This is a genomic window from Myxococcus llanfairpwllgwyngyllgogerychwyrndrobwllllantysiliogogogochensis (assembly GCF_006636215.1).
GTDB lineage: Bacteria > Myxococcota > Myxococcia > Myxococcales > Myxococcaceae > Myxococcus > Myxococcus llanfairpwllgwyngyllgogerychwyrndrobwllllantysiliogogogochensis.
Genome location: NZ_VIFM01000775.1, coordinates 1 through 443, shown reverse-complemented (window position 1 = coordinate 443; position 443 = coordinate 1). Strand labels below are relative to the sequence as shown.

The 443-nt window shown below is 34.5% G+C and carries 1 protein-coding gene; it reads left to right on the top strand.

Annotation, left to right across the window (positions count from 1 at the left end; translation table 11 throughout):
- Positions 1 to 376: hypothetical protein (locus FJV41_RS53330; protein ID WP_220138018.1), on the top strand; the 376-nt coding region annotated here is incomplete at its 5' end.
- Positions 377 to 443: the final 67 nt, after the last annotated feature.

Here is a 443-nt window from a genome sequence, read left to right as displayed (position 1 = left end):
GTCGGAGGGGATGAATGATCCGGTTTCGATAAAAAAAATATTTTCGCAACGTACAATCTATCTGCGACTGTCACTATGTGGTCTGCTGCTTCTTGCTTTCATTATATGGACAATTAGCAATAAAAAAATTAATTTTACCATCGATGGTTATCGTAATTTTTCTAATGAACCATCTTGTGTCTATTTTAATGAGCGTAACGATAATAATGATTATGTTATTAATTTTTTACAAAGTCACGGGTATGTCTGCGATACAGGAAACAAATATTTTGTTTCCCATTTTTCGGCTTCACCTCGGTTGACTATTTTTATCTGTGGCCCCAAAACTTCCCTCAAATGTGATTCTGTAACCTACATTGTGGATAAAAATGACTAGATATGTTTTTGCTATTTGCATGCTTCTGGTGTGTTTTTCATCAGGTGTCTATGCTAATGATGATATC